The organism is Halorientalis sp. IM1011 (assembly GCF_001989615.1).
Taxonomy (GTDB): Archaea; Halobacteriota; Halobacteria; order Halobacteriales; family Haloarculaceae; genus Halorientalis.
In genome coordinates this window covers 1062797-1086645 of sequence record NZ_CP019067.1, presented here as the reverse complement: position 1 = coordinate 1086645, position 23849 = coordinate 1062797, and the positions used below count along the sequence as shown (strand labels likewise).

Below are 23849 nucleotides of genomic sequence, written 5' to 3'. Positions count from 1 at the left end.
GCCGGGACTTAAGCACCGTCGTTTGCGGTCCGGCAGTGCCGGTCGGTCGGCGACGGTACACTTTTTGTGAGATACCGAGTCCACCCGCTATGAGCGACCGCGACGACATCGTCGAACTCGACGCACTGGATCGGCACATCATCTATCGCCTCCAGCACGACGCGCGCAAGACCTCCGCGAGCACCATCGCCGAGGAGATGGACGTGGCCGCCAGTACCGTCCGCAACCGGATCAACCGACTGGAGGAACGGGGCGTCATCAAGGGGTACAATCTGGACGTGGACTACGAGCGAGCCGGGTTCCAGCTCCACACGCTCATCATCTGTAACGCCGAGATCCCCGAACGCGAGCAACTGGCCAGAGAGGCCCTCGAGATCGACGGCGTCGTCGACGTCCAGGAAGTCATGACCGGCAGCGAGAACATCCACGTGGAGGTCGTCGGCAGCGACGGGGACGACCTCAGCCGCATCGGCCAGGAACTGGACGCACTCGGCCTCCAGGTCGTCGACGAGGACATCATCCGCAACGAGTACGTCCACCCCTACGAGGGATTCGCTCCGGAGAAGTAGGAGTCGTAGATGCTTGACGGTTTGTTTTTTCATACCAGCCTATTTTCCGCTTCGCGCAGAATAATCGGTCTATTTATCCCGATCCAGCAACGACTAGCGACAAGACGGCGGACGAACCCACAGTCTCCGGATGGTTCGGAGCCCAGCGAAGCAGTTCGTCTGTCGACCAGACACACTAAAATGATTGCCGAGAAACGACGGCTGTCCGGCGGATCAGCGGCCGATAGCCGGTCGCTTCTGATCGTTGGCGGTGACGGTGCGATGGGGCTGGCAACTCATCTTGACGAATCCGCAACGGTTCGGTTCGCCAGCAACGACGAGCGACTCGTTCGACAGGCAGACGTCGCCGGACTGGACGCACACCGTGTCGATCTGACCGACGCCAGGAGCCTCTGCCCCGTCGCGTCTGGTGTCGATACGGCCGTCGTGGCCTCCGATCTGGATCGGACAGCGCTGTTGACGGCGCAGTTGCTCAGCGTGAGCTGTGACGTCGACGAGGTGATCGCGTGTGTCGCCGGACGAGCCTACCGTGACGCCTTCGAGAACACGGACATCCTCCTCGTCGATACACCGTCCCTGCTGGCAGGAGCCATCCGCGACCAGCTCTCGACGCCGGAATCCGGCACCTGAGCACACGTCCGTCTATCGTCGCCAATTACACCTCTACACAATGCCAAAAGAACTCGAACGCGATCTCGGACTGCCTGCGGTAATCGCGATCAGCGTCGGTGCGATGGTCGGGAGCGGGATCTTCATCCTGCCCGGACTCGCGCTGAAGACGGCCGGCCCGGCGGTCATCCTGGCGTATCTCCTCGCCGGCGTCCTCGTCTTGCCCGCGGCGCTGAGCAAAGCCGAGATGGCGACCGCGATGCCCGAGGCCGGCGGCACCTACATCTACATCGAGCGCGGGATGGGGCCGTTGCTCGGCACGATCGCCGGCGTCGGAACGTGGTTCTCGCTCGCGTTCAAGGGCGCGTTCGCGCTCATCGGTGGCGTCCCCTACCTGCTGTACCTGTTCGATCTCCCCGTCAAACCGATCGCGCTCGCGCTGGCAGTCCTCCTGATCGTCGTCAACCTCGTCGGCGCGAAACAGACTGGCCGACTCCAGATCGGCATCGTCGTCGTCATGCTCCTGGCGATGGTGTGGTTCGTGATCGGTGGCCTCCCGAGTACGTCCGGGAGCTACTACGGCGGGTTCTTCGAGAAGGGCGCGGGCGGACTGCTCGCCGCGACCGGCCTGGTGTTCGTCTCCTACGCCGGGGTGACCAAGGTCGCGAGCATCGCCGAGGAGATCGAGGACCCCGACCGGAACATCCCCCTCGGAATTCTGGTCTCGCTCGGGTTCACGACGCTGCTGTACGTCCTGATCGTCGTCGTCATGGTCGGCGTGACGCCGCCGGACCTGCTGAGCGATTCGGCGGTGCCGATGATCCACGCTGCCGAGGCGACGCTCGCGTTCCCCGGCGTGGTCGCTGTCATCGTCGCGGCCGTCCTCGCACTGATCAGCACCGCCAACGCGGGCATCCTCTCCTCGTCGCGGTACCCCTTCGCGATGGCCCGGGACAAACTCGCGCCGCCGTCGCTGACGGAGATCCACGAGTCCTGGGGGACCCCCTCGAAGGCGATCACGCTCACGGGTGCGGTCATGCTGGTCCTGATCGCGTTCGTCCCCGTCGAGAACATCGCGAAACTCGCCAGTGCCTTCCAGATCGTCGTCTTCGCCCTGGTCAACGGGGCAGTCGTGGCCTTCCGCGAGGGCGACGTGGGCCAGTACGACCCCAGTTTCGAGTCGCCGCTGTACCCCTGGACCCAGATCGCCGGGATCGTCGGCGGCCTCGCGCTCATCGGCTTCATGGGGACGGTCCCGCTCGTCGGCGCGGTCGTCATCACCGTCGGCTCGATCCTGTGGTATTTCTTCTACGCACGCGGGAAAGTCGAGCGGGAGGGAGCGGCGACGGACGTGCTCCGGCGGGCGATCGGCCAGGAGGCCATCGAGCGCACCAAGTCGACCTTCGAGGAGATCGAGGGATACGAGGTGCTCGTCGCGATCAGGGAGGACACCAGCGCGGCGCGTGAGCGCTCGCTGGTCCGGATCGCAGCCGACATCGCCCGGAAAAACGACGGGAGCGTCACCGTCGTCCAGTTCGACGAGGTGCCAGATCAGGCGCCGCTCGACCACGCGTCGGATACCACGTCGGCGTCCGACGAGGCCTTCGAGCGGCGGACGGCCGAACTCACCGAGGCGTTCGACGTGCCGATCCAGTACGGCGAGGTCGTCAGCCACGACGTCGAGACCGCCGTCGTCAACTTCGCCGAGGACGAAGAGGCCGACTTCCTCCTGCTCGAACGCGAGGACGACCCGCTGTACGCGTCGGTGTTCGGAACCGGCGTCGAGTGGATCACCCGGAAGGCCCCCTGTGACGTGTTGCTGATCGAGGAGCGCGACCTCACGGACATCCACTCGATCACCGTCGTGACGGATCGCGGCCCGTTCGACCCCCAGAAGATCGCCATCGCCAACGCACTGGCGAGCGAGACCGGGTCGCGCATCGATCTGCTCTACCCCGTCGAGGGGAGCGCCACCGAAACCCAGCGCGAGACTATCGACGAGTACCTCGCGGAACTGGAGGAACTCTGTTCGGTGCCGGTCTACCGCTCGGTCGTCGAGAGCGACGACCCCGCGCGGGACTTCGTCTCCGCGACCGACCCGGCCGACGTGTTGATCATCGGGACCGACGGCGGTCGCCTCCGGAGCAACCTGTTCGGCCGCCCGGCCGACTGGATCGTCGACAGCGTCGACTGCACGGCCGTCCAGATCGAACCCGCCCGGTCCGAGCGACCCGGCTTCCTCCGCCGCCTCGTCGAGCGAATCGTCTTCTGAGGCCCGTCGCTCACGGGGAGTGAGGACAGGAGACCGCACTCGCGACGGACGGGGCGATCACCCCAAAATCAGTTCGCGTCTTTGGCACCCTCGACGGTCTCGCGGACGGCGTCGGCTCCGTCGTCGTGGACGAGGTCGCCGACGACCACCACGTCCGACTCCTGAGCCATCTGGTGGGCCGAGTCGTAGTCGTGGATGCCGCCGCCGTAGAACAGCGTGGCGTCCTCGAGGGCGTCGTGAGCCGCCCGAACCTTCGTCGGATCGCCCAGCGTGCCGGAGTACTCGACGTAGACGATCTCCTGGCCGAACATCTGTTCTGCGACCTCGGCGTAGGCGGCCACGTCGTCGGCGTCCTGCTCGCAGTCGGCCCCGGTGTAGGTGGCCACGGACGCCTCGGGGTTGAGGACGATGTAGGCCTCCGTCCAGGTGCGTGACCAGTCGATGTCGTCGTCCAGCCGGACCCACTCCTTGTGTGCGCCGGTGGTCCAGGTTACGTCACCGGCGTTCATCACGATGGGGACGAGATACCCGTCGTGAGCGTCGGTGTGGACGACCGAAGACGGGTTCGAGGGTTCGATGTACATCGGGATGTCGTACTTCCCGCAGGCCTCGACGACCCGGGCCATCTTCTCTTCGGTCATGCCCGTGGTGCCGCCGACTTCGATGGCGTCGGTCCCGGTCGCCGCCACGTCCTCGAACGTCTCGCCGTCGACCAGCGACTTGTCCGGGTCGATCTTCAGCACGTGATCCCACTCCGTCCATGGCCCGCTCATACCCGGAGATTCCGACGGACCGTGAAAACTACTTCGGAAACCCAGTCAGTCAGCCGCCTCCGCCCCGGCCTGCTGTTGCCACTCGCGGATCTGGTCGGCGGAGACGCCCTGCACCGTCGTCGCGACCGCCTCGGGATCGACCGTCTCCAGATCCGACAGCGTCTCGATCTCTGCCTCGGCCAGTTTCTCCGCGGTCCGCTCGCCCAGACCGTCCAGATCCACCAGATCGTCGACCGCCTGCCGGGCCTGGTACTCCCTGTAGTTACAGATCGGACAGCCCAGTTCCCACGGCTCGTCGCCGTTGTGGACGATCAACTCGGGCAGGTCGTGTTCCTCACAGCGCTCGTCGGTCACCTCGATCTCGCCCCGGCGGGGCAGGGGGAGCGAGTAGTCGCAGTCGGGATAGCGCGTACAGCCCACGAGTCTGGAGCCGTTCCGGAGCTGCTTGATCGCGAGTTCGCCCCCTTCCTCGGCGCCACACTCCGGGCAGTCACCGATCACTTCGTCCTCGCTCTCGTCGGCCTCGTCGGCCTTACACTGGGGGCAACCGTGGACGAACGTGTCCCGCCCCGCGAGCATCTTGACGTGGTTGAGGCCGTGTTCCTCACACTCCTCGTCGAGGACCTGCGGTTTGCCGGTACTGGGGAGCGGCAGGGTGTACCGACAGTCCGGGAAGCCGTCACAGCCGACGAAGTGGGAGCCGTGGCGACTCTGCCGGATCAGCAGGTCGTGGTCGCTCTCGGGACAGGGGCCGAGCGTCCGGTCGGCCTTCAGCGACTGCTGGAGGTGATCGCCGACCTCCTCGCGTGACTCGTGGAGTTCCTCGAAGACGCGTTCGAGCATCTCGCGGGACTCCTCGGTCACGTCGTCCAGCGTCGCCTCGCCGCCCGCGATGGCCGCCATGTCGGCCTCGAGCTCGGCCGTCATATCCTCGCTGACGACGTGGTCGGCGAACTCCTCGGCGGCCTCGACGACCGCCTTCGCCAGCGTCGTCGGCCGCGGCGGATCGTTCTCGATGTAGTTGCGGTCGTAGAGCTTCTCGATCACGTTGTGGCGGGTCGCCTTCGTCCCGATGCCCATGTCCTCCATGCGCTCGATCAGCCGCGACTGGCCGTAGCGGCGCGGGGGCTGGGTCTGCTTGGCCTCCAGTTCCACGTTCGAAACCGAGAGTTCCGCGCCTTCCTCCACGTCGGGCACGAAGTTCTCGCTCGCGCTGGAGTAGGGGTAGACCGCGTGGTAGCCCGGTTCGACGAGGCGCTTGCCGTTGGCCTTCAGCTGGCAGCCGTTGGCGTCGGCGACGACGCGCAGGTGTTCCCAGGTGGCGGCCTCGGCGACGGTCGCGAAAAAGCGCCTGACGACGAGTTCGTAGACCTCCCACTCGTCGTCGTCGAGTTCGCTCCGGTTCGGGAGTTCACCCGTCGGGTGGATCGGCGGGTGGTCGGTCGTCTCCTCGTCGCCCCGCGTGGGCTCGATCTCGTCGAGGTTGAGGAGGGCGGCCGCGTCCTCGCCGAAGGCGCTCGTGTCCGTGAAGTCCCCGAGCAGTTCCTCGGGGTCCAGATCCTCGGGGTACACCGTGTTGTCCGTCCGCGGATACGTGACGTAGCCAGCGGTGTACAGCTCCTCGGCGATGCTCATCGCGCGTTGAGCCGAGTAGCCCAGCGATCCCGCGGCGCTGATGAACGCCGTGGTGTTGAACGGCGCGGGCGGGTCGTCCGTTCGAGTGCGCCGCCGGACCTCGGTGACGGTCGCACTGGAGGCCTCCTGCAACCGCTCGTGGGCCTCGTCGGCCGCGTCCTCGTCCCAGACGCGTTCGGCCTCCTTGCCGTCGTCGTCGTAGAAGTACTGGGCCTCGAAGGCCTCGCCCTCCTCGGTGAGGTCCGCGAACAGCTCCCAGTAGTCGTCGGGCTCGAAGGCCTCGATCTCGCGCTCGCGGTCGACGATCAGCTTCAGCGTCGGCGACTGCACCCGACCGACGGAGATGAAGTCGTCGCCCAGCTGGCGGGCCGACAGCGAGAGGAATCGCGTAAGTGCAGCGCCCCAGATCAGGTCGATGATCTGTCGGGCCTCCCCCGCCGCGGCGAGGTCGAAGTCCAGATCGTCGGGGTCGGCGAAGGCGTCTTTCACCTCGCGTTCGGTGATCGAGGAGAACCGAACCCGCTTGATCGGCACGTCCGTCTCGTCGCGGATGATCTCGTAGGCCTCCTTCCCGATCAACTCGCCCTCGCGGTCGTAGTCCGTCGCGATGACTGCCTCGTCGGCCCGGCCAGCGAGCTGTCGGAGCGTCCGGACGATGTTTTCCTTCGTGGGCGATTTCGTGATCTCGGCGTCGATCAACTCGACGGGTTCGACGTCCCGCCAGTCCGAGTACTCGGGCGGGAAGTCGACGCCGACGACGTGGCCCGAGAGCCCGACGACGCGCTTGTCGCCCCAGCGGTAGACGTTGACGCCGTTCCGGCGCTCGGCCTCGGCGCTGTCCTCGCTGAGGATCTCGGCGATGCGCCGCGCGGCGTTGTCCTTCTCGGTGATGATCAACTCCACGACGGCCCACCTCCCGGTGCGTGGGTGGTCATTCGCCAGACTCTATGCGCAGACCGCTTCTAAACCTTTCGCCGGCGAGAGCGCCGAAACCGCCGGACTACGCGGGTCCGCGCGCCCACGCGCCGCGAGCGCACACGCTCAACGCTTATCCGTTCGCGGCCGCCACTGTCCGACGATGCTCCGTCGCTTGCTGTCGTGGCTCCCGGGATCGGACGGGAACGGCGACCGGCCGTCCCCCGAACAGCGGGCCGACCGCATCCGCGAGATCGGTCGCAATCCGCTCCAGCACGGCCACGACGCGACCGAGGAGGTCCTCGGAGCCCTCGACGACGAATCCCCGCTCGTCCGGGCCACCGCCGCCGAGGTCCTGGGCTCGGTCGAGGTCTACCACGAACTCGTCGCCGCCGATCCGCTGGTCGACTGTTTGGACGACCCACATCGGCACGTCCGACTCGCGGCCGCCGAGGCGCTGACCGTCACCACCGACGCGACGGTCGTCGACGACGTCTTCCCGTACGTCCTCGCCGACGACCCCGGCGTCCGCGCCGCCGGTGCGGTGGGCCTGTACCACGCGCTCGCGCGTGTCACCTACGAGTTCACCCCGGCACAGGTCGAGGCCCTGCTCGACGCGTTCGCCGTCGCTGCCGAGCCCGACGAGACGAGCGAGGACGACGAACTGGCCCGGGAGTACCTGCTGTCGGCGATCGACCGCGGCGCAGCGAGCCGGGATCTGGCGACCCTCGACGCGGACCGGACGGCGGCGCTCGTGGACGGGCTCGACGACGGCTCGATCAGCGTCAGCGGACAGGCAGCGGCCCTGCTCGGACAGGTCGACGACGAGACGGCACGCGACGCGCTCCGGGCGGCCAGGGAGAACCACGACGACGAGCGGGTTCGGGCAGCCGCGGACGAGGCGCTGGCCGACGGTGAGCACTGAGGAGCGGCCGCCGAAAATCGCCAGGGTCGATCGGGGTCTTACTCCGCGAGTTCTTCCCGCAGCAGCTGGTTCACGTCGCCAGGATCGGCACTCCCACCGGTCTTCTGCATCACCTGCCCGACGAGGAAGTTGATCGCCCCGTCGTCGCCGTCGTGGTAGTCCTCGACAGCGCCGGGGTTCTCGTCGATGGCCTCGGTGACCGCGGCGGCCACCTCGTCGCCACTGGTCTTGCCCAGATCCTCGTCCTCGACGATCGTGTCCGGGTCATCGCCGTCGTCGAGCATCCCCCGGAGGACCGTCTCGCGGGCGTTCTTCGCGGTGATCTCGTCCTCGGCGACGAGTTCGACAAGCCGCATGACCTCGTCGAGACGGTCGTCGACGTCGGTGATCTCCATGTCGCGGTAGTTCAGTTCACCCAGGAGGTTGTCAGCGACCCACGTCGCCGCCAGGTCGGGGTCGAACTCCGCGGCCACGTCCTCGAAGAAGTCCGCCACCTGTTTCGTACTGGTGAGTTTCGAGGCGGCTTCCTCGCTGAGTCCGTACTCCGCCTCGAAGCGCTCGCGACGGGCGTCGGGCAGTTCCGGGATGGCGATCTCCTCCTTCCAGTCGGCGACCTGCAGCGGCGGGAGGTCGGCCTCGCGGAAGTAGCGGTAATCTTTCTCCTCCTCCTTCGAGCGCATCGAGACGGTGTTGCCGTGGGTCTCGTTGAAGTGTCGGGTCTCCTGCTCGACCGCGCGGCCGGACTGGACGAGTTTCTTCTGGCGGGACTGTTCGAAGGCCAGCGCCTTCTCCGCACCCTTGTGGCTGGAGATGTTCTTGACCTCCGTTCGGTTTGCCTCTTCCAGTACCTCCTCGGGAATCTCGCCGTCGTCGTCGACCGCCTCGGCGGGGACCATCGAGAGGTTGGCGTCGATCCGCAGCGAGCCGTCCCGTGCCGGGTCGAAGACGCCCAGATATTCGAGAACCTCCTCCAGTTTTTCGAGGAACGAGCGGACCTCGCTGGGCTCGCGGAAGTCCGGTTCGGTGACGATCTCCATCAGCGGCGTGCCGGCGCGGTTGTAGTCGATCAGCGTGTAGTCGGCGCGTTCGATGGAGACGGTGCGACTCTCCAGACCCTCCGTGCCCTCCCGGACGTGTTTGATGCTGCCGGGGTCCTCTTCGAGGTGGGCTCGGCGGATGTCGACGCTGCGGCGCGTCCCGTCGACGGCGAACTCCAGCGTTCCGTCCTGACAGATCGGCGCGTCGTACTGGGTGATCTGGAAGTTCTTGGGCAGGTCGGGGTAGTAGTAGTTCTTCCGGTGGAATCGCGTCTCCTCGGGAATCTCGGCGTCGATGGCCTTCCCGACTTTGACGGCGGCCTCGACGGCCCCCTCGTTGAGGACCGGCAGGGCACCGGGGAGGCCGAGACAGACGGGGCAGGTGTGGGTGTTCGGCTCGTCGTCGCCGACGGCGGTCGAACAGCCACAGAAGATCTTCGTGTCCGTCTCCAGCTGGACGTGGACCTCCAGCCCGATGACGGCGACGAGATCCCCCGTTTCGGCAGCCTGTGCTGTCATTACTCGCGAAACGTGTGCCGCCGGCTAAAGGCTAACGACCCGCGCGAGCCTCGCGGTCGGTGGGCCCGACCTCGGCGTCCGCAGACGCACCTTTCTTGTCCGTCCTCGTCGACGGTCCGGTATGGTCACGGACAAACTACGCCGACTGGGGTACGGCTGGCTGGTCGTTCAGGGGTTGCTCGCCGCCGCGACACCGAAGACCAGCATCAAGCTGAACGCCCGCCTGTGGGGACTGGCCTTCGAGAACACGGACGAACTGGAGCCCAAGCCGTGGTACGTCCGCTCGGTGCGGGCGGCCGGGGTCGGCCTGCTCGCGGCCGGCGGCGTCGGCCTCCTGCTGGAAGACCGGGCCGCCGAATCCGACGCCGACGCAGTCGATGACGACGAGGAGCCAACCGATCCGATCACGATCGACACGGGCGACGCCTGAGCCCGGTATACGGGGGTCGGTCAGGCGTCGCTGGCTTTCCCTCTCGGACGGACGACCAGAACCGCGCCGAGCGACGCGTCGGCGACGCGTTCCTCGAAGTCGCCGAAGACCAGTTCCTGCCAGTCGGCCGCTCGCTCCCCGAGGACGGTGGCGTCCGTGCCGGCGGCCAGTTCGGCGATGGTTCGGACCGGCCGGTCGGTCTCGATCCGCTCGGCGTCGATCCGGTCCGGGTCGACGCCGCCGTCCTCCATCGCCCGTCGCGCCCGTTCGAGCAGGTTGAGCGTGTCCTCGTCGTCGCCGTCGATCTCCCGGAGGCGGACGTCGATGTCGCGGCCGGCGACCAGCACTGCGACAATCTCGCCGATCCGCTCGGCGGCGACCGCGCCGTGGAGCGCGACCAGCAGGTCGGTCGCGTCCATCGAGGGGTTCAGGTGGACGACCACGTCCGCGTCCGTCTCGGCCGCGACACGGTCGAAGGTCTGTTCGCTGTCGTGGGTGAAGACGAGTCGCGTGGTGACGTCGGAGCCAGCGATCTCGAATGCCTCCTCGATGTCGTCGAGTTTGTCTCTGGCCCGATCCTCGAAGGAGAGGCGGGCCTGGTCGGGCGAGGTCTGCTCGGGGATGACGTGATACCCGAGCACGGTGACGTTCGCGGGGGCCAGCAGGTCGATCACGCCCTGTGGAACCGTCTCGCTCTCGAGAACTTCGACTGGGACGAGTGCGTGAACCATCAGAGGACACCTCGTAACTGTACGTCCGCGGCGTAGTAATAGTACCACCCGGCCGCGACGGCCATCAGTCCGAGGCCGACGATCTGGGAGAGTGGCTGCATCAACAGCATGAGCGCGAAGCTCGCGAGCGCGCCCAGAATCGGGACGAACGGGTACCCGGGGACGCGGAAGTCGGGGTCGTACCACGCCGGTTCGTCGCGGCGCAGCGCCAGCAGGGCCACACACATCAGCCCGTACATCACGAGGTGGAGGAAGGAGGCGACCTCGGCGAGCAGTTGCACTTCGCCGCTGGCGACGAGGACGACGACCGGCACGCCCGCGAGCAACAGCGCGACGTGGGGCGTCCCGTAGCGGAGGTTGACGACGCCGGCCCGCCGGGGGAAGAGGGCGTCCCGGCTCAGGGCGAAGATGGCCCGCGACGAGCTCAGGATCGACGCGTTGGCCGAGGAGACCGTCGCGAGCAGTCCCGCGATCAGGATCGCGACCGCACCGGGCACGCCGAGGAAGCTCCGGGCCACCTCGACCATCGCCGTCTCGCCGAACCCGGCCAGCGTCTCGCTGCCGAAGGCGCTGGTGGCGACGAACACCGTCACGACGTAGAACACGCCGACGATCACCACCGAACCGACCATCGCCAGCGGGAGATTCCGGCCCGGGTCCTCGATCTCTCCGGCGACGGTCGCGACCTGCGCGAAGCCGAGGTAGGAGGTGAACACGAGCGCCGCGGTCGTGAAGATCGGAAGCGGACCGAACGGCGCGAACGCCTCCGGCGTGCTGGCGCGGCCGAAGACGCCGAGCGCGTCGAGCCCACCGTAGCTCAGAAACAGTGTCAGGATCACGAGGAGAAGTCCGACGACGCCGTTCTGGAGTTTCGCGGCGTTCTCGGTCCCGGTCATCGACAGCGCGGTGAGGAAGACGCCGAAGGCGAGGCCGGACGCGATCACGGGATCGAAGCCGATGGCGACGCCGACCTCCGAGAGGACCGCCGCGACGTAGCTCCCGAAGCCGACCAGGTAGAAGGCCGAGGCGAAGACGAGGCCGAGCCACAGGGAGATGCCGACGACGGTCCCGGCGAGCGTGCCCAGTCCGCGCGAGATGAAGTAGTACCCGCCCCCGCTGCGGGGCATGGCGGTCGCGAGTTCGGCAGTCGGGATCGCGACCAGGAGCGCGACCACCGCGCCGATCCCGAAGGAGAGTGCCGCCGCGGGGCCGGCCTCACCCGCGGCGATCCCCGGGAAGACGAAGATGCCCGCGCCGATCATCGTCCCGATACCGATCGAGAGCGCGCCCGAGAGCGACAACGTCCGTTCGAGTTCGACGCCGTCGGCCTCGTCGACCGTCGGGCCGTCTTCCGTGACCGGTGCGCTGGGCTCCGGGGGCTCGCCGTCGCGATTGTGCCCGCTCGGCGGTTCGGGCTCCGTGGACATGTCACCCATTACACAGTGCGGCCCCTAATGTCTGCGGGACGGCACGGGCGCGACCACCCGCGATCGGCCGGCCTCCGCTCGACGGTCCCGGGAGCGGATAGTCGCCAGTCACGCGCCACGGACGCGTGGCGTCGGTTTTCACCGATCCCATTCCTATCAGAAGATATGTGAATGTCTGACGTAACTTTATGCCGACAGGGGCAGGTTACCCCTGTATGGCGAGCGGCAATCGCGTCGAGGAACTCGAATCGCGCGTGAACGAGCTTGAAGCGACGGTCGACGGGCTGACCGACGAACTCGTCGAGTGCAAGGTTCGCATCCGCGAACTGGAGAACGTCGTCGACGACCAGGTCGGGCTGGACACCATCGACGGCAGCGGCGTCGGGTCGTCGACGCCGCCGACCGAGCGCGAGGCCGACGAACCCGAGTCAGAACCGGAACCCGAGCCGGCGGCAGCGGAAGAGCCGGCCGAAGCGCCTAAATCCGAGGCCGCCGAGGCGGAAGACGAGACGGAGTCCGAGGGCAGCGACATCATCGTCGCCTGACGGGCTCCGGCCACGAGCACCCCCATGCACATCAAAGAGCTCGTCCTCGACAATTTCAAGAGTTTCGGCCGGAAGACACGAATCCCGTTTTACGAGGATTTCACTACAGTTAGCGGCCCGAACGGCTCGGGCAAATCGAACATCATCGACTCCATTTTGTTCGCGCTCGGACTCGCCCGTACCTCGGGCATCCGGGCGGAGAAGCTGACGGACCTCATTTACAACCCCGGCCACCAGGACGGCGAGCGCGAGGGCGACGAGGAACGCGAGGCCAGCGTCGAGGTCATCCTCGACAACGCCGACGGTACTTTAGAGCGCGGGACCGTCGTCAACGCCGCCGGTACCGAAGACGTGGGCGACTGCGACGAGATTTCCATCAAACGCCGCGTCAAGGAGACCGAGGACAACTACTACTCCTATTACTACATCAACGGTCGCTCGGTCAACCTCTCGGACATTCAGGATCTGCTGGCACAGGCCGGCGTCACGCCCGAGGGGTACAACGTCGTCATGCAGGGCGACGTGACCGAGATTATCAACATGACCCCGCACGCGCGCAGGGAGATCATCGACGAGATCGCCGGGGTCGCCCAGTTCGACGCCAAGAAAGAGGACGCCTTCGAGGAACTGGAAGTCGTCGAGGAACGCATCGAGGAGGCCCAGCTCCGAATCGAGGAGAAACAGGATCGCCTCGACCAGCTCGAAGACGAACGTGAGACCGCCCTCGAATATCAGGACCTCCGCGACGAGAAGGAAGAGTACGAATCCTACCGGAAAGCCGCCGAACTGGAGGACAAACGCGCGGAACTCGAATCGGTTCGCGAGGAGATTGACGAACTCGAAGCCGAACTGGAGGACCTCCAGCGCGAACTCGACGAGCGCCAGGGGAAGGTCGTCCGCCTCGAAGAGGACCTCGAGGATCTGAACGCCGAGATCGAGCGGAAAGGCGAGGACGAGCAACTCCGGATCAAACGCGAGATCGAGGAGGTCAAAGGCGAGATCTCACGGCTCGAAGACGCGGTCGACAGCGCCGAGGAGAAGATCGAGGACGCCGAGAACGAGCGCCGGCAGGCGTTCGTCCAGATCGACCGGAAACAGGAGGAGATCGACGGATTGGAGGGCGACATCCGCGAGACGAAGGTCGCGAAATCCGGCGTCAAGGCCGACATCCAGGAGAAAGAAGGGGAACTCGCCGATCTGGAGGAACGCATCGAGGAAGTCGGATCCGAGTTCGAGGAGGTGAAGGCGGAACTCGACGAGAAACGCGGGACGCTCGAGGAGAAAAAGAGCGAGAAAAACGACCTCCAGCGCGAGCAGGATCGACTGCTGGACGAGGCACGCCGGCGCTCGAACCAGCAACGCGAGAAAGAAGAGGAGATCGAGGAGGCCGAGGCACGCCTCCCCGAGATCGACGCCGAGATCTCCGACCTCGAGAACGAACTGGAGAAAGCGGAGGAGAACCGCGGGACCATCTCCGGCGTCGTCGAGGACCTCAAACAGGAGAAACGCGAGTTGCAGTCGGATCTGGACGAGATCGAAGACGAGATCTCGGCCAAACAGCAGGAGTACGCGGAACTGGAAGCCAAGGCGGGGCAGGACGGCGACTCATCCTACGGCCGGGCGGTGACGACGATCCTCAACGGCGGCATCGACGGCGTCCACGGCACGGTCGGGCAACTGGGCGGGGTCGACCCGGAGTTCGCCACCGCGTGTGAGACAGCGGCGGGCGGCCGGCTGGCCCACGTCGTCGTCGACGACGACGGGATCGGCCAACACTGCATCGAGTACCTGAAGTCACGCAACGCTGGCCGGGCGACCTTCCTGCCGATCACGAAGATGCAGCGGCGGTCGCTGCCGAACCTGCCGAGCCACGACGGCGTGGTCGACTTCGCGTACAACCTCGTCGACTTCGATCAGGAGTACGCGGGCGTGTTCTCCTACGTGCTGGGCGATACGCTGATCGTCGACGAGATGGACACGGCCCGGGACCTGATGGGCGATTTCCGGATGGTTACCCTCGAAGGCGACCTCGTCGAGAAGTCCGGTGCGATGACCGGTGGCTCCTCGAAGGGGACACGCTACTCCTTCTCGGGCGGGCAGGGCCAGCTCGAACGGGTCGCCGCGCGGATCAACGACCTCGAGGACGAACGGCAGTCGATCCGGTCGGACCTGCGGGACGTGGAGAACCGGCTGGACGACGCCCGCGACCGCAAATCCGACGCCGCAGACCAGGTCCGGGAGATCGAAAGCGAGATCGAGGCCCTCGAGACCGAACGCGAGGAGATCCAGCAGAAGATCGAGCGGCTGGAGGCCGAACTCGACCAGATCGAGAAAGATCGAGAGGAAGTCTCAGACCGGATGGACGAACTCGAGGGCGAGATCGAGGAGCAGACGGCCGAGATCGAGGCCATCGAGGAGGAGATCGCCGATCTGGAGAGCGAGATCGAGGACTCGGAGATCCCGGAGCTGACGAGTCAGGCCGACGAGGTGCGCGAGGAGATCGCCGACCTCGAGGATCGACGCGACGATCTCGACGCCAACCTGAACGAACTCCAGCTCGAAAAGCAGTACGCCGAGGAGGCCATCGAGGAACTCCACGACGACATCGAGGCGGCCCAGAACCGCAAGGCTGACCAGGAAGAGCGGATCGAGGAGCTCGAAGCCCAGATCGACGAGCAGGAGGATCTGCTCGAAGAGAAAGAGGAAGCGGTTGCGGAGCTGGAGGAAGAGCTCGCGGACCTCAAAGACGAACGCGAGGACCTCAAAGACGAACTCAAGGCGGCAAAGGAGATCCGCGACGAACAGCAGTCGAAGGTCACGAGCGTCGAGGACGACCTCGGGGACCTGCGGGACGAGGAAGAGCGCCTGGACTGGGAGGTCGACGAACTCGAAGGGCAGGTCGGCGACTACGACCCCGAGGACGTGCCCGACCACGACGAGGTCGAACGCGAGATCGACCGCCTCGAGACGGAGATGGAGAAACTCGAACCCGTCAACATGCTCGCCATCGAGGAGTACGACGAGGTGAAGGCGGACCTAGAGGACCTCGAGGAGAAGAAGGCGACCCTCGTCGAGGAAGCGGACGGCATTCGCGACCGGATCGACACCTACGAGGCCAAGAAGAAGGCGACGTTCATGGATGCCTACGAAGGCATCAACGAGCAGTTCGAGGACATCTTCGAGCGGCTCTCGAACGGGACTGGGACGCTCCACCTCGAAAACGAGGAGGACCCCTTCGATGACGGGCTGACGATGAAGGCCCAGCCCAAGGACAAGCCGATCCAGCGGCTGGCGGCGATGTCCGGCGGGGAGAAGTCCCTGACGGCGCTTGCCTTCATCTTCGCGATCCAGCGGTACAACCCCGCGCCGTTCTACGCGCTGGACGAGGTCGACGCCTTCCTCGACGCGGCCAACGCCGAGATGGTCGGCGAGATGGTCGACGAACTCGCGGGTGAGGCACAGTTCGTCGTAGTCTCACACCGCTCGGCCCTGCTGGAGCGTTCGGAGCGAGCCATCGGCGTCACCATGCAGGACGACAACGTCTCCGCCGTGACCGGGATCGACCTGAGCGAAGTCGGTGGCGACGGTGACGAGGAGGTGCCGGCCGATGACTAACGAGGACGACGACATCCCCCTCAATATCGCCGGACACGAAGACCGAGACAAGCCCGATGGAGCGTCGTCGATGCTCGGCGGCGACGACGGGACGGCCGACGACGGCGGCGAAGAGGCCGAAACCGAGGCCGGCGATGCCGCCGTCGACCGACCGAAACCACCGGGCGAGGAGGACGAGGACGACGTCCAGCCCGTCGAGGTGCTGGTCCAGCTGGCCAAAGACGGCGAGATCGAGCCGTGGGACATCGACATCGTGACGGTGACGGACAAGTTCCTCGACCGGCTGGACGAGGCGGACCTCCGCACGTCGGGGCGGGCGCTGTTCTACGCGAGCGTCCTCCTGCGGATGAAGAGTGACGCGATGCTCAACGACGACGAGGACGAGGAGCCCGAACCCGAACCCTGGGAGGCGGCGGCGATGGGCGAAGACACGCCGATCGACCCCGAGGCCGACCCGTTCGCGTCGCTGGAACAGGAGATGGACCGCCGGCTCGAACGGAAGCGGGCCCGCGGGATGCCCCAGACGCTGGACGAACTCGTCCGCGATCTGCGGGAGGCCGAACGGGACACCTGGTGGAAAGAGTCCAGAGAGTACGACACCAGCGACAGTCCCGGCACGTACCAGCGGGGGACACAGGAACTGGACTACCGGAGCGGCGACGAGTTCCGGATGGACGACGAGCCGACGGCCGCGGACGTGACCGGGACCGCCCACGGCGAGGACATCGACACGATCATCGACGACGTGTACGGGGCCTGCCTCGAACAGTGGGAGGCCGGCCGTGAGGAGGTCCTCTACGCAGAGATCGAGGACGCGGGCGGGAGCCGGGTCGAGACCTTCCTCGGACTGCTCTTTCTCTCCCATCGCGGGCAGGTCTACCTCCAGCAGGACGACCTGTTCGGGGACCTCTGGATTCAGGACCCCAACGCGGCCCAGGGATCCGAAGAGGCCATCGCGGACTAATCGCGCGGCATCCAGAGGCCATAGAGGAGACAGAGCAGTCCGACGAGCGTGCTCACGTCGCCCGCGAGCGACAGGGCCACCTCGACCGTCGTCCGCATGCCGGGCGCGAAGGTGGCGAGCTGGTCGAGGGCGACGGTGACGCCGAGCAGGAGGCCCGGGGCCCAGAACGTCAGCAGGAACCCGGTCGCGACGAACAGCATCGGGAGGCTCTCGTTGCGGCGGTAGCCCCGGAAGGCGACGTAGCCGACCAGAAAGCCGAGGATGGCGATGGCGAAGGTGAGTGCCGCCGACACGGTGCCGATCTCTCGAACGGTGAACTGGAGCAGTGGGTCAGTCATCTGAGGTCCTCCACGAACTGGGTGAAGCGGTCGGCCATGCGGTCCCGTCGGGAGAGGCGGATGGTGAGTCCGTCGGCCGAGAGCTCGACGACGACGCGGTCGAGGCTGGCGGTGTAAACCTTGTAGTGGTGACCGTCCTCGTCGGCCCGGGTCTGCTCGGTGACCAGATCGTGTGCCCGGAGATCCGCCAGTCGCCTGTAGATGGTCGGCTCGGAGACGCCACAGCGGTCGCTGAGTTCCTCGGCCGACAGGGCGTCCGCGGCGGTCGCTTCGAGGATCGTCCGCGCGCAGTCGTCGGCCAAAAGCGTCGCGATGGCGTCGACATCGCTGTCTGCATCCACAGTCACACACCTCGGGGACCGATCATCAACCGCGTCGCACGGCTTCAGTCGCTGAAACCGAGGCTTCCGTCTTATATCCACGGGACCCCTCGATACGACCATGGTCGCGATCAACGAAACGACGATCGGACTGACCTTCGCCGTCCTCGGCGTGGTGTTCTCGGTCGCGTGGCTGATCCTCGGGCTGTACGGCATCAACAGTCTCCGGGAGATAAAAGAGAAACTGGACGAGAACGAGACCGACTCGGAGGCGTAGAACGGGTCGCCACGCCGAACGTTCACCGAGCGTTATTCGTCGGTCTCGTCATCTCAGGCCGCCAAGAACGGGTGGTTAAGCGTCTGGCCGTGGAAGTCGACGATGCAATGGCAGACCACTCGTTCGGCCCGCTGGGCTGGTTCTCGGCCGCGGGCTTCGTCATCCTGAGTCTGTTGTACGTCGTCGATATGTACGCCATCGCCTCGTGGCCGGTGTCGCTGGCACTGACCGGAGCGCTCGCACTCCTGGCTGCAATCGGTGCAGTGGCGCTGTGGTACGGCCACGACCCGACCGCATCGGAACGGCGCACTCCGCGGACGGAGTGAGACCATCCCGTTTTTCGGCGCGATGCCACCCACCGAAAGAGCTATGATAGATTGTGGCGTATGGTAACAGTACACATGACGCCATCGAAATTTCAGGAGCGCCTGAGCGAGGCCGAGGGGCGAGTCGACACCGAGCGGTTCATCGAGGCGCTCCAGTACGTCCGGGACGACGGGCGCGCGTAGCCGAACCGCGGTCGTGCCGAACCGCGGTCGTGCCGAACCGCGGGCTGACCGGCTGGAACGGGTGGTGGACCCGACACTTATGCGGCAGGTGGGCGAACGCGGAGACATGGACACGCGACAGGCGCTTCTGGTCGACGCGTTCACCGACGAGCCGCTCGCGGGCAACCCCGCGGGCGTCGTACCCGACGGCGACGGCCTCGACGAGGAACAGATGGGGGCCATCGCGTCGGAACTCGGCGCGAGCGAGACCGTCTTCCTTCGATCCTCCGAGGAAGCAGACCGGGCGGTCCGCTACTTCACGCCCGAGACCGAGGTCGACATGTGCGGCCACGCGACCATCGCCAGCCACGCCTACCTCTACGAGCGCGACGAGATCGACGCCGGCGAGCACACCCTGGAAACGCAGGCCGGCGTGCTCGACATCGAAGTCACCGAGGACGGCGGCGTCTGGATGACCCAGAATCAGCCCGAGATCCGGCGGGTCGATCTGGACTACGACCGGGTGGCCGACGCCATCGGCGTCGACGTGGCGGCACTGGAGGACGTGGGCGCGGACCTGCCGCTCGCGCGCGCCACGACGGGCCTGCCCTTCCTCGTGATCCCGGTGAACTTCCTCGAACACCTCAGTAACCTCGACCCGGACATGGCGGCGATCGCCGAGTTGAGTCGGGAGGTGGACACCGCCGGCGTCTACGCGTTCACCTTCGACACGCTGGAGGAGGAGTCGACGCTCCATGGGCGAATGTTCGCGCCGAAGGCCGGTGTGCCCGAGGACCCGGTGACCGGGACCGCCAGCGGTGCGGTCGGGGCCTACCTGCGGGAGTTCGACGCCTTCGACGACCTGCCCGAGGAGATGGCCTTCGAACAGGGGCATTTCGTCGACCGGCCGGGGACGGTGTACGTCCGGGTCGGCGCGGAGGTCGAGGTCGGCGGGTGGGCAGTGACCGCGATGGACGGTGATCTGGTGGTGCCCGAGACCGAGGACGACGATATCATCGAGGCCTGAATTCGGGTGCTCCGGGCGTCGCTGCGGCCGCTGTAGGGTGTTCTGGTCGGCAAGCCTTGCACGGGACGCTCGGTTCGGAACCTTCTTTATCGGTGTTCTGTACTTCCCAGGTGAGGACATGGCTGTACTCTGGCTGGACGAAATCGGGGCAGACGACCTCGAGTCGGTCGGCGGGAAGGCGGCCTCGCTAGGGGAGCTCACGGCCGCAGGCCTGCCGGTTCCCCCGGGGTTCGTCGTGACAGCGGGAACCTACCGACGATTCATCGAGGAGACAGGTATCGACGAGGAACTGTTCGAGGCGGTCGACGTGGACGCCGAGGACTCGAAGGCGCTGGCCGAAGCCGAGGCCCGCGCAGAGGAACTCATCCTGGAGACGGAGATGCCCGAGGACCTCCGCGAGGAGATCCTGGCCTCCTACGAGGAGATCGGCGAGGACGAGGCGTTCGTCGCGGTCCGGTCGTCGGCGACGGCCGAGGACCTGCCCGACGCCTCCTTCGCCGGCCAGCAGGAGACGTTCCTGAACGTCACCGGTGAGGACCTCCTGGATCGGGTCAAGCGCTGCTGGGCCTCCCTCTTTACCCAGCGGGCGACCTACTATCGCCAGGAGCAGGGCTTCGCCCACGACAAGGTCGACATCGCGGTCGTCGTCCAGCAGATGGTCGCCGCCGAGAAGTCGGGCGTGATGTTCACGTCCCACCCCTCGACCGGCGAGAAGAAAGTCATCATCGAGGCCGCCTGGGGTCTGGGCGAGGGCGTCGTCTCCGGGTCGGTCACGCCGGACAACTACGTGATCGACCGGGCGGACGGCGCGGTGACCGACGTCGAGGTCGCCGACAAGAAGACGATGTACGCCAAGGATCCCGAGACCGGCGAGACCAACGAGCGGCCCGTCCCCGAGGAGCAACGCAACGAGCGCGTCCTCGACGAGGCCGAACTCGACCGGCTCGTGGAACTCGGCGAACGCGTCGAGGACCACTACGACACCCCACAGGACGTGGAGTGGGCCATCTTCGAGGGCGACGTGTACATGCTCCAGTCCCGTCCCATCACGACCATCTCGGAGGACGGGGAGTCGGCCGCGACCGCCGACGGCTCCGGCGCGGCGGCCGCGCAGGAAGAGGAGGACGTCCTTCTCTCGGGCCTCGGTGCGAGCCCGGGCATCGCCTCGGGCGCTGTGCGCATCGTCGACAAGCTCGATCAGCTCGACAAGGTCGGCGAGGGCGACATCATCGTCACCGAGATGACGACGCCGGACATGGTGCCGGCGATGAAACGGGCCGCCGGCATCGTCACCAGCGAGGGCGGGATGACCTCCCACGCCGCCATCGTCGCGCGCGAACTCGGCGCGCCCGCCGTCGTCGGGACCGGTGGGGCGACCGACGCGCTCGAAGACGATCAGCTGGTCACCCTGGACGGTGACAAGGGGACCATCCGCGAGGGCCGGCAGGCCGAAGAGGAGACCGAACCCGTCGAGGAGGTCCGCCCGCAGGCCCCCGTCAAGCCCATGACGGCGACGGAGGTCAAGGTCAACGTCTCGATCCCGGAGGCAGCCGAGCGCGCGGCCGCGACCGGTGCGGACGGCGTCGGCCTACTCCGGATCGAGCACATGATCCTCTCGACGAACAAGACGCCCGAGCGCTACATCGAGGACCACGGCGAGGACGCCTACATCCAGGAGATCGTCGACGGCGTCCGCGGGGTCGCAGACGAGTTCTACCCGCGACCCGTCCGGGTCCGGACGCTCGACGCCCCGACCGACGAGTTCCGCCAGCTCGAAGGCGGCTCCGACGAGCCGGAGGAACACAATCCGATGCTCGGCTACCGGGGCATCCGCCGCAGCCTCGACCGCCCCGACGTGTTCAAACACGAACTCGAGGCGTTCAAACAGCTGTTCGAGATGGGCTACGACAACGTCGAGATCATGTTCCCGCTGGTCAACGACGCCGAGGACGTGCTGCAGGCCAAAGCCCTGCTGGAGGAGGTCGGGATCGACCCCGAGAAACGCTCCTGGGGCGTGATGATCGAGACGCCCGCCGCCGCGCTGGGCGTCGAGGAGATGGCCGACGCGGGCATCGACTTCGCCTCGTTCGGCACGAACGACCTCACCCAGTACACGCTGGCGGTCGACCGCAACAACGGGAACGTCGCCGACCGGTTCGACGAACTCCACCCCGCCGTCCTCGATCTCATCAGCCAGACCATCGAGACCTGCCGTGAACACGACGTGAACACCTCGATCTGTGGCCAGGCCGGCTCGAAGCCCCGGATGGTTCAGCACCTCGTCAACGAGGGTGCGACCTCCATCTCGGCCAACATCGACGCCGTCCGCGACGTCCAGCACGAGGTCAAACGCGTCGAGCAGAAACTCCTGCTCGACTCGGTGCGCTAGAGCCAGCCGTCGTCTTTTTCGCCCGCCGAATTCGGCCGGTGACTACATCGTCCCGAACAGTTCGAACTTGTCCCGCCGGTAGAGGTCGATCTCGCTGGCCATCGAGGGCGAGCGCTCGGCGGCGAAGACGATCGCCGCGGCGATCTCCTCGGGTTCGCTCACCTCGCCCTCGTCGAAGCGCTCGGCGAAGGACTCGCCGTACTCGGAGCCGAACTCGGTCCGCACCTCGGAGGGGTTGATCACCGTGACGGCCACGTCGTCGCCGCCGACCTGCGCGGAGACGCTCTTTGCGAACCCGCGGGTCCAGAACTTCGTCGCGGCGTAGACCGGGTTGAACGGCCGGGGGAACTTGCCCGCGAAACTCCCGAGGTAGACGATGGTCCCGCTTCCCTCCCGGAGGTGCGGCAGCGCGGCCTTCGTCGCGAAGAACATGCCGTCGCAGTTGACGGCCATCATCGTCCGGTACTGGTCGGTCGACATCTCCTCGACTTCGGAGCCCCGCGCGAGCCCGGCGTTGTTCACGAGCAGATCGAGCCCCCCGAACTCCTCGACGGTCGCCTCGATCAGCGCCGCCACGGCGTCCTCGTCGGTCACGTCGGTCGGCACGACCTGTGCCGCGGTGCCGTACTCCTCGCGGACGGTGGTCGCGACCTCGTCGAGCCGGTCCTCCCGTCGGGCCGCGAGGACGACGTTCGCGCCCTCGCGGGCGAGCGCGTGTGCGGTGGCGCGGCCGATGCCCGCGCTCGCGCCGGTGATCACCGCCGTGTCACCGTCGAGTGAGTCTCGTACCATCGCCGTCGGATACGGAGTGACGAGTGTTAATCGTTCCTGCCGGCAGGGTAAACAGCGTACGGACTGGGGTGGCAGGTGGTGAACGGAGCGGAACCCCTAAGCCGGTGCCGTCACTTGTGCAGGATATGCAGCGGGTCGAACCGCAGGACTTCAGCCGCGTGCTCTCCTCGATGTGCACCAAGCCACATCCAGCGGCTCGCGAGGCCGCCGAGGAGTTCCTCGCGACGAACCCGGGCGATCCGGGCACCTACGAGACGGTCTCGGAACTGGAGACGGAGGCCGTCGACACACTCGGGACGATCACCGGCCTCCCGAACCCCGCGGGGTACGTCACCTCCGGCGGGACCGAAGCCAACATCCAGGCGGTTCGGATCGCCCGCAACCGGGCCGAGACCGACCGCCCGAACATGGTCGCGCCCGAGAGCGCCCACTTCTCGTTCAACAAGGCCGCCGACATCCTCAACGTCGAGTTGCGGACGACGCCGACCGACGACGACCACCGGGCCGACCCCGACGCGATGGCACAGGTGATCGACGAGGACACCGTGCTCGTGGCCGGCGTCGCCGGCTCCACCGAGTACGGCCGGGTCGACCCCATCCCAGCCATCGCGGACCTCGCGAACGAGGTCGACGCGCTCTGTCACGTCGACGCCGCCTGGGGCGGGTTCGTCCTCCCCTTCACCGACCACCGGTGGCACTTCGGGCACGCGGACATCGACACGATGACTATCGACCCGCACAAGATGGGGCAGGCCGCGATCCCCTCCGGTGGACTGGTCACCCACTCGAAGTCACTGCTCGACGAACTCGCCGTCGAGACGCCGTATCTGGAGTCGAAATCGCAGGCGACGCTGACCGGCACCCGGAGCGGGGCGGGCGTGGCCAGCGCCGTCGCCGCGATGGATGCGCTGTGGCCCGTCGGCTACCGCGAGCAGTACCACGAGTCGATGGAGAACGCGGAGTGGCTGGCCGACCGACTGGCCGCCCGGGGCCACGACGTGGTCGACCCGGAACTGCCGATCGTCGCCGCCGACATGTCGATGCCCGTCACGGAGGACCTGCGACAGCGGGGCTGGCGGGTCACCAAGACCGGTGCGGGCGAGATGCGCGTGGTCTGTATGCCCCACGTCACCCGCTCGATGTTGCGGTCGTTCGTGGCCGAACTCGACTGGTTCTGAGAGGGGTTACTGACCCGACACGACGGATTTCCGAGGTCTCGGGAGCACAAATATGAAAGCTTACAGCGGCGGCA

The 23849-nt window shown here is 66.7% G+C and carries 21 protein-coding genes; 13 read left to right on the top strand and 8 right to left on the bottom strand.

The window, feature by feature from the left end:
• Positions 1–89: 89 nt before the first annotated feature.
• The 3 genes from BV210_RS05520 to BV210_RS05510 all read left to right on the top strand — a co-directional run bounded on the left by BV210_RS05520 (position 90) and on the right by BV210_RS05510 (position 3450).
• Positions 90–569, top strand: coding sequence for an Lrp/AsnC family transcriptional regulator (locus BV210_RS05520; RefSeq protein WP_077205670.1), 480 nt, complete (start codon positions 90–92; stop codon positions 567–569).
• 180 nt (positions 570–749) lie between these two features.
• Complete coding sequence (locus BV210_RS05515) at positions 750–1199, top strand: hypothetical protein (protein ID WP_077205669.1); 450 nt, start codon at positions 750–752, stop codon at positions 1197–1199.
• Positions 1200–1239: 40 nt separating this feature from the next.
• Positions 1240–3450: an amino acid permease gene (locus BV210_RS05510; protein WP_077205668.1), complete on the top strand. Its 2211-nt coding sequence runs from the start codon at positions 1240–1242 to the stop codon at positions 3448–3450.
• A 68-nt stretch (positions 3451–3518) separates the two neighbouring features.
• Here BV210_RS05510 and BV210_RS05505 read toward each other — a convergent pair whose 3' ends face one another.
• Positions 3519–4223, bottom strand: coding sequence for a phosphoglycerol geranylgeranyltransferase (locus tag BV210_RS05505; RefSeq protein WP_077205667.1), 705 nt, complete (start codon positions 4221–4223; stop codon positions 3519–3521).
• A 45-nt stretch (positions 4224–4268) separates the two neighbouring features.
• Positions 4269–6761 carry a DNA topoisomerase I gene (locus BV210_RS05500; RefSeq protein ID WP_077205666.1) on the bottom strand — a complete coding sequence of 831 codons (2493 nt, stop codon included), beginning with the start codon at positions 6759–6761 and terminating at the stop codon, positions 4269–4271.
• Positions 6762–6936: 175 nt separating this feature from the next.
• On the opposite strand from BV210_RS05500, the gene BV210_RS05495 reads away from it, so the two are divergent.
• Entirely contained in the window at positions 6937–7698 is a 762-nt protein-coding gene (locus BV210_RS05495; protein ID WP_077205665.1) for a HEAT repeat domain-containing protein, read from the top strand.
• A gap of 38 nt (positions 7699–7736) precedes the next feature.
• Here BV210_RS05495 and gatB read toward each other — a convergent pair whose 3' ends face one another.
• Positions 7737–9254 carry an Asp-tRNA(Asn)/Glu-tRNA(Gln) amidotransferase subunit GatB gene (gatB, locus tag BV210_RS05490; protein ID WP_077205664.1) on the bottom strand — a complete coding sequence of 506 codons (1518 nt, stop codon included), beginning with the start codon at positions 9252–9254 and terminating at the stop codon, positions 7737–7739.
• Positions 9255–9375: 121 nt separating this feature from the next.
• Here gatB and BV210_RS05485 point away from each other — a divergent pair, with 121 nt between their 5' ends.
• Positions 9376–9684: a hypothetical protein gene (locus tag BV210_RS05485; RefSeq protein WP_077205663.1), complete on the top strand. Its 309-nt coding sequence runs from the start codon at positions 9376–9378 to the stop codon at positions 9682–9684.
• 20 nt (positions 9685–9704) lie between these two features.
• Here the strand turns inward: BV210_RS05485 and BV210_RS05480 are convergent, their stop codons facing one another.
• A complete protein-coding gene (locus BV210_RS05480; RefSeq protein ID WP_077205662.1) occupies positions 9705–10415 on the bottom strand; it encodes a universal stress protein in 711 nt (236 codons plus the stop codon).
• Positions 10415–11851, bottom strand: a complete 1437-nt coding sequence (locus BV210_RS05475; RefSeq protein ID WP_077205661.1) for an APC family permease — start codon at positions 11849–11851, stop codon at positions 10415–10417. Before BV210_RS05475 ends, BV210_RS05480 begins: the two co-directional genes overlap by 1 nt.
• Before the next feature lie 206 nt (positions 11852–12057).
• Here BV210_RS05475 and BV210_RS05470 point away from each other — a divergent pair, with 206 nt between their 5' ends.
• Genes BV210_RS05470 through BV210_RS05460 form a run of 3 tightly spaced genes read left to right on the top strand, consistent with a single transcriptional unit; the run spans position 12058 to position 16966 of the window.
• Positions 12058–12387 carry a bZIP transcription factor gene (locus tag BV210_RS05470; RefSeq protein WP_077205660.1) on the top strand — a complete coding sequence of 110 codons (330 nt, stop codon included), beginning with the start codon at positions 12058–12060 and terminating at the stop codon, positions 12385–12387.
• A gap of 24 nt (positions 12388–12411) precedes the next feature.
• Positions 12412–16002 (top strand): chromosome segregation protein SMC, encoded by a 3591-nt coding sequence (smc, locus tag BV210_RS05465; protein ID WP_077205659.1) that lies wholly within the window; start codon positions 12412–12414, stop codon positions 16000–16002.
• Positions 15995–16966, top strand: a complete 972-nt coding sequence (locus tag BV210_RS05460) for a ScpA family protein (protein ID WP_077205658.1) — start codon at positions 15995–15997, stop codon at positions 16964–16966. The genes smc and BV210_RS05460 overlap by 8 nt, the downstream gene beginning before the upstream one ends.
• Here BV210_RS05460 and BV210_RS05455 read toward each other — a convergent pair.
• Positions 16963–17304, bottom strand: coding sequence for a hypothetical protein (locus BV210_RS05455; protein ID WP_077205657.1), 342 nt, complete (start codon positions 17302–17304; stop codon positions 16963–16965). The two genes, BV210_RS05460 and BV210_RS05455, sit on opposite strands and share 4 nt — an antisense overlap.
• Positions 17301–17651: a winged helix-turn-helix domain-containing protein gene (locus BV210_RS05450; RefSeq protein WP_253741608.1), complete on the bottom strand. Its 351-nt coding sequence runs from the start codon at positions 17649–17651 to the stop codon at positions 17301–17303. Before BV210_RS05450 ends, BV210_RS05455 begins: the two co-directional genes overlap by 4 nt.
• Before the next feature lie 94 nt (positions 17652–17745).
• On the opposite strand from BV210_RS05450, the gene BV210_RS19770 reads away from it, so the two are divergent.
• The 4 genes from BV210_RS19770 (at position 17746) to ppsA (ending at position 21805) form a co-directional block, all read left to right on the top strand.
• Complete coding sequence (locus tag BV210_RS19770; RefSeq protein WP_157525858.1) at positions 17746–17901, top strand: hypothetical protein; 156 nt, start codon at positions 17746–17748, stop codon at positions 17899–17901.
• A gap of 107 nt (positions 17902–18008) precedes the next feature.
• Entirely contained in the window at positions 18009–18227 is a 219-nt protein-coding gene (locus tag BV210_RS05445; RefSeq protein WP_077205655.1) for a hypothetical protein, read from the top strand.
• A 289-nt stretch (positions 18228–18516) separates the two neighbouring features.
• The gene (locus BV210_RS05440) at positions 18517–19416 is read left to right on the top strand and encodes a PhzF family phenazine biosynthesis protein (RefSeq protein WP_077205654.1); all 900 of its coding nucleotides are present in this window, start codon (positions 18517–18519) and stop codon (positions 19414–19416) included.
• Between the two features lie 118 nt (positions 19417–19534).
• The gene (gene ppsA, locus BV210_RS05435) at positions 19535–21805 is read left to right on the top strand and encodes a pyruvate, water dikinase (RefSeq protein ID WP_077205653.1); all 2271 of its coding nucleotides are present in this window, start codon (positions 19535–19537) and stop codon (positions 21803–21805) included.
• 42 nt (positions 21806–21847) lie between these two features.
• Here the strand turns inward: ppsA and BV210_RS05430 are convergent, their stop codons facing one another.
• Positions 21848–22597 carry an SDR family oxidoreductase gene (locus BV210_RS05430; protein ID WP_077205652.1) on the bottom strand — a complete coding sequence of 250 codons (750 nt, stop codon included), beginning with the start codon at positions 22595–22597 and terminating at the stop codon, positions 21848–21850.
• Positions 22598–22722: 125 nt separating this feature from the next.
• On the opposite strand from BV210_RS05430, the gene mfnA reads away from it, so the two are divergent.
• Positions 22723–23775 carry a tyrosine decarboxylase MfnA gene (gene mfnA / locus BV210_RS05425; protein ID WP_077205651.1) on the top strand — a complete coding sequence of 351 codons (1053 nt, stop codon included), beginning with the start codon at positions 22723–22725 and terminating at the stop codon, positions 23773–23775.
• The last annotated feature ends 74 nt before the right edge of the window (positions 23776–23849 follow it).